The organism is Salinibacterium sp., assembly GCF_031364185.1.
In the GTDB taxonomy this organism is placed as follows: domain Bacteria; phylum Actinomycetota; class Actinomycetes; order Actinomycetales; family Microbacteriaceae; genus Rhodoglobus.
On sequence record NZ_JANLVV010000048.1, the window covers coordinates 1 to 8,092 of the forward strand.

The 8,092-nt window shown below is 62.9% G+C and carries 8 protein-coding genes; 3 read left to right on the top strand and 5 right to left on the bottom strand.

Annotation, left to right across the window (positions count from 1 at the left end; genetic code table 11):
* From RMN95_RS02380 to RMN95_RS02395, 4 genes are all read right to left on the bottom strand, one after another.
* Positions 1–1,015, bottom strand: a 1,015-nt coding sequence (locus RMN95_RS02380; RefSeq protein WP_309615360.1) for a bifunctional 3-(3-hydroxy-phenyl)propionate/3-hydroxycinnamic acid hydroxylase, incomplete at its 3' end; no start/stop codon positions are given.
* The gene (locus tag RMN95_RS02385) at positions 1,005–3,098 is read right to left on the bottom strand and encodes an acetoacetate--CoA ligase (protein WP_309615361.1); all 2,094 of its coding nucleotides are present in this window, start codon (positions 3,096–3,098) and stop codon (positions 1,005–1,007) included. The genes RMN95_RS02385 and RMN95_RS02380, both read right to left, overlap by 11 nt.
* A complete protein-coding gene (locus RMN95_RS02390) occupies positions 3,043–3,897 on the bottom strand; it encodes a fumarylacetoacetate hydrolase family protein (protein WP_309615362.1) in 855 nt (284 codons plus the stop codon). The genes RMN95_RS02385 and RMN95_RS02390 overlap by 56 nt, the downstream gene beginning before the upstream one ends.
* Before the next feature lies 1 nt (position 3,898).
* Positions 3,899–4,597 (bottom strand): VOC family protein, encoded by a 699-nt coding sequence (locus tag RMN95_RS02395; RefSeq protein WP_309615363.1) that lies wholly within the window; start codon positions 4,595–4,597, stop codon positions 3,899–3,901.
* A 112-nt stretch (positions 4,598–4,709) separates the two neighbouring features.
* On the opposite strand from RMN95_RS02395, the gene RMN95_RS02400 reads away from it, so the two are divergent.
* A complete protein-coding gene (locus tag RMN95_RS02400; RefSeq protein WP_309615364.1) occupies positions 4,710–5,483 on the top strand; it encodes an NAD(P)H-binding protein in 774 nt (257 codons plus the stop codon).
* Between the two features lie 127 nt (positions 5,484–5,610).
* On the opposite strand, the gene RMN95_RS02405 is transcribed toward RMN95_RS02400, so the two are convergent.
* Positions 5,611–6,273 carry a hypothetical protein gene (locus RMN95_RS02405; protein WP_309615365.1) on the bottom strand — a complete coding sequence of 221 codons (663 nt, stop codon included), beginning with the start codon at positions 6,271–6,273 and terminating at the stop codon, positions 5,611–5,613.
* 324 nt (positions 6,274–6,597) lie between these two features.
* On the opposite strand from RMN95_RS02405, the gene RMN95_RS02410 reads away from it, so the two are divergent.
* Positions 6,598–7,239 (top strand): DUF4375 domain-containing protein, encoded by a 642-nt coding sequence (locus tag RMN95_RS02410; protein WP_309615366.1) that lies wholly within the window; start codon positions 6,598–6,600, stop codon positions 7,237–7,239.
* Between the two features lie 18 nt (positions 7,240–7,257).
* Positions 7,258–7,419 carry a hypothetical protein gene (locus RMN95_RS02415; RefSeq protein ID WP_309615367.1) on the top strand — a complete coding sequence of 54 codons (162 nt, stop codon included), beginning with the start codon at positions 7,258–7,260 and terminating at the stop codon, positions 7,417–7,419.
* Positions 7,420–8,092: the final 673 nt, after the last annotated feature.

Genomic DNA, 8,092 nt, shown 5'->3' on the forward strand with positions numbered 1-8,092 from the left:
CGTAGCTGTCAAGAAGTGAGTCTTCGGCCAGCCCCCGCAGCACGAGGTCCAGTTTCCAGGACAGGTTAAGGACGTCGCGGAACCCGGACGCAAGACCCTGCGCTGCGAAGGGCGGCATGAGGTGCGCAGCATCCCCGACGAGGAATATGCGGTCAGCACGCCACTTTTCAGCCCAACCCGCCGCGAACGTGTAGACAACACCGCGTTCGAACTGGGCGTTGCCGGGATTCACCCCGAACGGCGCGAGAAGCTCCCGGATCTTCTCGGGCCGCTCGAGCTCTTTGGCGTCTTCTCCCTCGAGCAACATGAACTCCCAGCGGCGACGGCCGGGGCCCGATGGCACCACGGTCGTTGGTCGAACCGGATCGCAGATCTGCTTCGCGAGGTGAGTTACGTCGAAACCGTCACCGGGGATGACATCAACAACCAGCCAGTCGAAGAAGTACCCGAGGTCGTGCCACTCGATACCGGCGTCGATCCTGGTCGCACTGTTCGCGCCATCGGCACCGAGCACGTAGCGTGCACGCACAGTAGTCTCGGGCCCACCATCCATGGGTTCGATCGCAATCGTGACACCCTCGTCGTGCTGGTCGGCCACCCGAGCGGTCAGCCCGCGTCGAATCTGAACGTTGGGGAGTCCAGCCAGTGCGCTGGCGATCCGCCCTTCCAGGGTGGGCTGGTTATAGAAGTACATGTTGCCCCAGCCGGACGTGCTGACGCCCGACACGTCGATCTCCTGAAGCACTTCGTCGGCGGCGTTGACCCAGACGTACAGGTCGTCATAGGCCTCAACCGCATCGGGCATCCCATCGACAGGAAGACCCGCGCGCTGCATGAGGCGAGCAATCTCAGCGTCGTGTCCGACAGCGCGAGGCAGCGGGTAGTCCTCAGCCTTGCGATCGACAAGCAGCACCGAGTGTCCGGCGCGACCCAGCAGCAGGCCAGCCATCTTGCCAACCGGTCCAGCGCCGACAATTACGACATCGAAGGATTCATTGTGAGTATTACGCGACATCGTTGTCTTTCCTCTGACTCGCAGTTTTGGTCTCGTGGGCAGCACGGAACCGTTGGGCTTCCTCGATAAACCAGTCGAGACTCTGAGGGTTGGCTAGTGCACCGCGGTCCACCTTCGTGGGGTCGGGACCGGTGAACAGCCGCTTGACAGGAATCTCCACCTTCTTGCCCGCGTGGGTCACGGGGATCGCCGGCGCAGCTTTGATCACGTCAGGGACGTGGCGCGGTGATGCGTGCTGCCTGATTGCGGCGACGATCTCAGCCCGGAGGATGTCATCGAGCTGAATGCCCTCGGCAAGCACGATATAAAGGGGAAGGTGATACCCACCATCCGGTAGCTCGATCCCCAGCACGAGCGCATCCGTGACACCGGCCACCGACTGCAGGGCACCGTAGATCTCGGCGGAACCCAGCCGCACGCCACCGCGGTTGAGGGTCGCGTCGGATCGCCCCAGCACTTCGAAGGTGCCGTCAGCAGCCTCCATGATCCAGTCGCCGTGCGTCCAGGCACCGGGGAATACGTCGAAGTAGGCGCTCCGGTAGAGGGATCCATCGGCGTCGCCCCAGAAGCAGGTCGGCATCGAAGGCATGGGGCGCGTGACGACCATCTCGCCGACTTCGCCGATAACGGGCATCCCCGATTCGTCTCGCACCTCGATTGCGACGCCCAGCATCGGCCCCTGAAGTCGGCCGGCGATCACCGGCTCGAGAGGGTTTGAGCCGAGGAAGGCCGAGCAGATATCTGTGCCGCCGCTCACATCACTCAACTGGATCGCCGAACTGACGTCGTCGTGGACCCATTCGTAGGTAGCGATGGGCAGGGCCGAACCGGTCGACATGACAGTTCGGAGTGCGCCGAGCGACCACTCCCTGTCCGGCGAAACACCGGTCGCCTGCAGAAGCCGCAGATAGGCCGCGCCGGTTCCGAACATGGTGACCGCGTTGGTGGCCACGATGTCGAACTGGTGATCGGGCCTGAGATAGACGGGCGAGCCGGCGTAGGTGACCACACTCGCGCCGGTCATGAGGTTGCCGAGGATGGTGTTCCACACCATCCACGAGGTGTTGGCCGCGACGTAGTACCGATCACTGGCGTCCATTCCGAAGTGCAGGCCGAAGATCTTGAGCGCTTCGAGCACCATGCCGCCGTGACCGTGGACGATTCCCTTCGGCGCTCCCGTCGTCCCCGATGTGAACAGCACCCAGAGCGAGTGGTCGAACGGCACTCGCGCATACTGCGCTTCGGCGCCATCGACGAGTGCCTCATCGAACGAGAGGCGAGTTCCCGTGGCCGCACCGCCGACCACAATCGTGTGGCGAAGAGTCGGCAACCCCGCCTCGATCTCGAGAAGGTGGCCTCGACGATCGAACCACTTGCCATTGAACTGATAACCGAGGGAACCGATGAGCACCACCGGTTCCAGTTGCTTCAGCCGATCAAGAGTCGCCGTGGGGGCGAGGTCGGGCGCACAGATGCACCAGGTGGCGCCAATACTGGCGGATGCGAGCAGTCCGATCAGGGCTTCCGGATTGTTGGGGAGTACCGCCACCACACGATCTCCCACACCCACCCCTCGCGCACGCAGCCCGGCCGCAAGTGCTGCCACCCTGGCGTTCAACTCCCCCCAGGTGATCTCGGTCGACACCCCATCCTCGGTGATGTCGACGATCGCGACGCCCGAGCCGGTTGCACCGACCGCATTGCGCAGGATGTTCTCGGCATAGTTGAGGCGTGCGTCCGGGTACCACACCGCTCCGGGCATCCGGTCGTCAACCAGGGCTGGGGTGGTGAAGCCTTCGCCAGCGACGTCAAAGTATTCGCGGATCGAGTCCCAGAATTCCGAGAGATTGTTCACCGACCAGTCGAGCAGTTCGCGGTAGGTGGTGTTCTGGATGCCTCGATGCAGGGCGAGCCAGGACATGAAGTCGGACATCTGGCTGGACGAAATCTGCTCACAGCTCGGTGCCCAGATCACCCGGCGCGGTCGGGGTGCCGTTGTGGTGACGCTCGAGTCTTTCATCAGTGACCTAGACGAACTGATTGCGGATGGATCCGAGGCCACCGATCGTGCTGGTGAGCACATCGCCGGGCTTGAGGAAGATCCCGCGACCCATGCCAACGCCTGCGGGCGTGCCCGTGAAAATGACGTCGCCGGGGCGCAGTGTGACGATGTGCGAGAGGTCGGAGATGATTCGCGCAACCGGGAAGATGAGCTCCGAGGTGTTGCCATCCTGCACCGTCCAGCGGCCCCCATGGTCGACTGCAGACGGGCCTTCCAACACTGCTCCAATCGCAAGCTGGTCGGGATCAAGCAGTTCGTCCAGCGTCACGACGGCGGGGCCAAAGGGCGCGAAGTTGGCATACGACTTGCCCAGGCTGAACTGCGGTGCCGGACCCCTGCGCTGCACGTTGCGCTCGCTGTAGTCCTGGCCGACCGAAAATCCGGCAATCGATGCCCGTGCCTGTGTCTCATCGGCGTCACTGGTCTCGACGCCGATGACCACGACGAGTTCGGTTTCGTAGTCGACGAATTCGCTGGGAAGCGTCACCTCGACATTCGGACCAGCAAGAGCGGACGCGAATTTGGTGAACACGACGAGGTGCTCTGGATAGTCGAGACCAGACTCCTCCGCGTGATCTTTATAGTTGAGGCCGATGGCGAAGATCTGGCTGGGATTGGGCACTGGCGCAAGGAGATCGTTCTCGTCGAACGACACTGCTCCGGCGAAATCAGCGAGCGGCGCCCAGTCGACAAAGGAAGCCCAATCGCTGAACACCGCCAGCGGTTCCGGGCCGAACCTGCCCATGCTGGCCCTCGCGATGTCGAGAGCGGTCTCGCCGCGCAGAAGCACGGCGCGACCGTTCAGGTTTGCGATCCGCATCTCAATCGCCCTGGGATGCTGGCGGCAACGGGACTCCGTCGGCGAGGCTCGGTTCTGCGGCGATCCGTGCTGGCCACGGATCGTTGAAGGTCATCTGTAGGCGGGGCTCGGCCGGGAAGTACTCTTTGGCGTAAGCCCTGGTGTGGATGTCGTCAGGGGTGAGGCCGGAGGCGCGGGCGACGACGAGCTTCTCCGGGTCGAACTGCGCGCCGATCTGGTCGGTCGCAAACTCCTGCGAAGCCCACATCCACTCCTTGGACAGTCCCCAGTCACGGAAGTTGTCGACCTGAATCTCGACACCGTTACCGTCGGGGTCGGCGTAGTACATCGACATGGTCATGCCGTGGTCCAGGCAGATTGTCGGAAGCAGGCCCGCGTCGCGAAGCCGCACGTAGTTGTCAAGCCACTGGTCGAAGGTTTCATACTCGAAGGCAGTGTGGTGAAGCCCAGCGGTATGCGGCTTGTCGACTGGTGGGCGGGTTCCGGGAAGCTTCAGGAGGGCGATCCGGTGGTTGGCCTCATCATTGGTGAGCCACGCCGCGAAGTCGGAGTAGTAGACCGGCTGGAGCCCGCAGACCAATTCATAGAAGCGCACCATGGCGTCAACATCCATGGTCATAAATGTCGCGTGATGAAGCTTCGGCACAATTATCGGTCTCGGCTTCGGGGTACGAAAGTACTCGCTCTGGTCGGCAGTCATCTTGGTCTTCTCCGTTGAGTCAGGTGGTTCACACCTAACCTTGCTATTCATGAAATGTCAATGTATTTTTGTAAATCTTACGCGAGTACAACATTGTGGATGGATGGCCAGCATGAGAGTGTGCATTCTCGGAGCGAACGGCAATTGCGGTCGCAGGCTCGTCGCGGAGGCGCTTGAGCGTGGACACGCTGTCACGGCGGTGGTGCGTGCTGGAACGAATTCGACTGCTCCTCAACACGACGGACTCGTTGTTCGATCGGTCTCGTTCGACAGCTCTGACGCCCTCATTGACGTGATGAAGGGTCAGGATGTCGTGATCAACGCAGCCGGCTACCTCGCAGGCGGGGCCGAGTTCACGGCGCTCGTCGCTCGTGTCGTCGTCGCGGCACAGGTCGCGCTGGGTGCCGGCGGGCGATTCTGGTGCTTTGGGGGAATTGCGATGCTGGATGTTCCGGGTCGTCCGCTCGCGACGATGGACCTTCCCCTGCTCCCCACAGTCTTCGAGCCCCATCGCACGAACTTGGCGGCGCTCACCGCGAGCGATCTCGACTGGTCGATGCTGTGCCCCGGCCCGATGATCGATTCGCCTGACGGCAGTTCGACAGAGGGGCTCCAACTGTCGGTGGACAGCTGGCCCGCAACCCGCGCGAAAGGCACCCGGGCTCTACCGAAGATCGCGCTGACGGTGGCCCTGAAACGGGCAATGCCGAGCTTCACGATCTACTACGAAGACGCCGCCCGCGTGATTCTGGACAATCTCGATCGTGGAGGGCAGTTCGCCTGCTCGCGCGTCGGCGTCGCGCTCCCGGCTGGCCACAAACGACACAAGCCGTCGGCGACGATGGATGCGGAGTCCCTCACGAGATCGGCTGGAGTTCGGTCGTGACCGAGGGAAGAATCCAGCAAGATCGCCTCATGAACGATGGTGAGGGCAGCTACCGCATTCCCTGCCAAAACCGCGCCCGTGCCGCACGAACGGGGCGGCGCGCCCAGCCCTACGTGAGATGGCAGTGTCAGAGCCCCCCGGGGCAACGCTCGCCCAGGGGACGATCACTCGCGAGATAGGACCCCACAGACCCGCCGGCCTGAGCAGTCCTGATTAACTGCACTACACCGAGCTGATCAGATCCCCAGTAGCCGGGTAGGTTGTCATTCTTTGCAACCTCGAACACCAGAGATCCCGTGTTCCCGCTCGCGATGTAGACATCGCTGACCTGCCCGGTGGTCACGATCTCATCGAAACCCGTCGGGTGCGCCGCGAGTAGTTCATCACGGGTGCTTCCCACCCCGATCCCGGTATCGGTCAGGATGGGACCAACACCAGTATCGGCTGAGTCGGAACGCCGGAACAGGGCAAGCTGGGAGACCAGCCCCTGGTCATCGATGGTGGTGTAAAACGCCGCAGGGTCGTCGTAGTTCGGCACCCACAGCCCGGGGTCACCCTGGCCTGCATCACAATGCTCCGGATCGAATACCAGGATGTCGAGTGCTGGGTCTGTGACGGGCGGAGCCTGCCCCATGAGGAGCGGGCCAAGCCCGTCAGCGGTGAGTACCAGCTCGGCGAGCGCGGGCTTCGTCGGCGCCACCACCGTCGGGGTTGGCGTGGGAGTTGCTGTCGGTGTCGGCGCTGTCGCTGTGGGAGACGGCGTGACCACGGCTGCAGGCGCAGACGGCACACAGCCGACAATAGTCAACGCCACAGCGACGAATAAGAGCGCAGTTCTCTGTATCTTCATGTCACAGAGGAGCACCTGCGCTCTTCCATGGATACACAGCAGACACAACCGTGACCAGTCCGTGACGTGCACGGCTTCGTCGAGGGCTGTGCGATCGGGCGATCGGGCGCCAGTCAGACGACGGCTAGTGGGACCGGGTGAGGATGCGGTCGGGTCGGGGTGGTTCAGTCTCTCGTCGACTACGCGCTCAGCGGCAGTAGCGCCCGCGGTTGTGAATGTCATGCGTCATACCCGCTGCTACCATCACCCGAAGGAGGTGCAGTCATGCCCGTGACCCGGCGACCCGTGGTGATCTCGGCTCAGAGCGTTACCGAGGGTGCGGCATCCATAGTCCTGTCGAATGTATCGATCGTCAACGCGTGCCTCGATGATCTACTCACCCAGGATGAGTTGAGCATCCAAGCGCTGCAGAGCTATTACGTCGACTACTTCCAGGCCCAGGTCGATAACGGCGGCTTCACCCAGTTCGTATACAACTCCCGGGCCAGCGACACGGTGGCGCAGCTGGTTCACGACGGACTCGCCGCCATGGGCGCTCAACTGCACGTTTCGGCGTTTGACGAGGGCGCGCGGCTGCTGAAGGAGGCAGGACGCCGGGGTCGGGATGCCCTGCTCGCCACCGACTACGGGTCATCCAGCCGGCTGCGCACCAGACTCGCGAAACTCTCGCCTACCTTCGACCGGGCTCGGGCCGCCGAGAACCTCACCGAATTGAACGCCCGCTGGTTACTCGCCGACCCCGATGTCGTCGTTCTCCCCCGGGACCAGATCGAAGCGCACATCGCCGCATCCGTCGCCACGATCCCGGATATCGACGACCGCCGTCGACGTCGTGCCACCGCCCGCGCCGCGAATGTACCTCGCTACGAGCGTGGGATCCGCGCCCTGTGCGACCACCTGGGCTGACGATTCGACCGCATCACCGTGGGCGATCCGACGTTCCTCTATCTCGGCGAACTTACGATCGCCTGGTACTTTCTCTCGTCACGCGGCCTCACCTGCATGATTGAGCACGACGGGCAGGCGATCGCCGTCGACGATTCGACTGGTGCAGAACTCGGCCGCATCCCCTACCCGAACGAGTAAAGGCCCCGCAGACCGTAGGCCCCGCGAACGACATCGCGTGCTCATTCCCGGTTTTCCGCTTCGCAGTAGAGCAGGTAGTCCACGGCGCTGCGTGGTTAAACGAGCGCGGGACCGCCGTGGGTTTCTGTGATCTGCAAGACCCAGGAGCCGACGTCGACACAGGCGACTCCCCCAGGCACGCGACCAGCGGCGTTGGCGGGTGGTGGTGCAGTTGCGAGAGCGCCTCCTGCGGGCTTGCGGAGATGAACTCGAAGCGGGTGCCGTTGGCGAACTCGATCGGCGGGCGCTCTCGGCGCGTCAGCACCAGTACCGGCCGGCGGAACGGCGGCTCGTCGCCCCACCAGACCCGTGCGGCAAGGTCAACGCTGTTTGATGATGGATGCGGCGGCTACGCGTCAGCGACGACCGACGCCCACGCGGCAGGTGTGAATAGCAGACCCTTAAAGAGTGCCCCTTGTGTGGCTCGAACCCCCTTCTCAGCCGTGTGTTCAGGCGGAATTGGCCAAAGATCCCCGGGAACTCAACAATCTTTATTGAATGCGACCGCGTTCGTTCTGGTTCGTCTGCTCACGGTTATGGGCAAAGCGCAGACAACAGCCGATACCCTATGTTCATATAAATACGGATGCGAGCTTCCATATTTATATGAAACCTGCGAGGTTGGTGCCGTGAA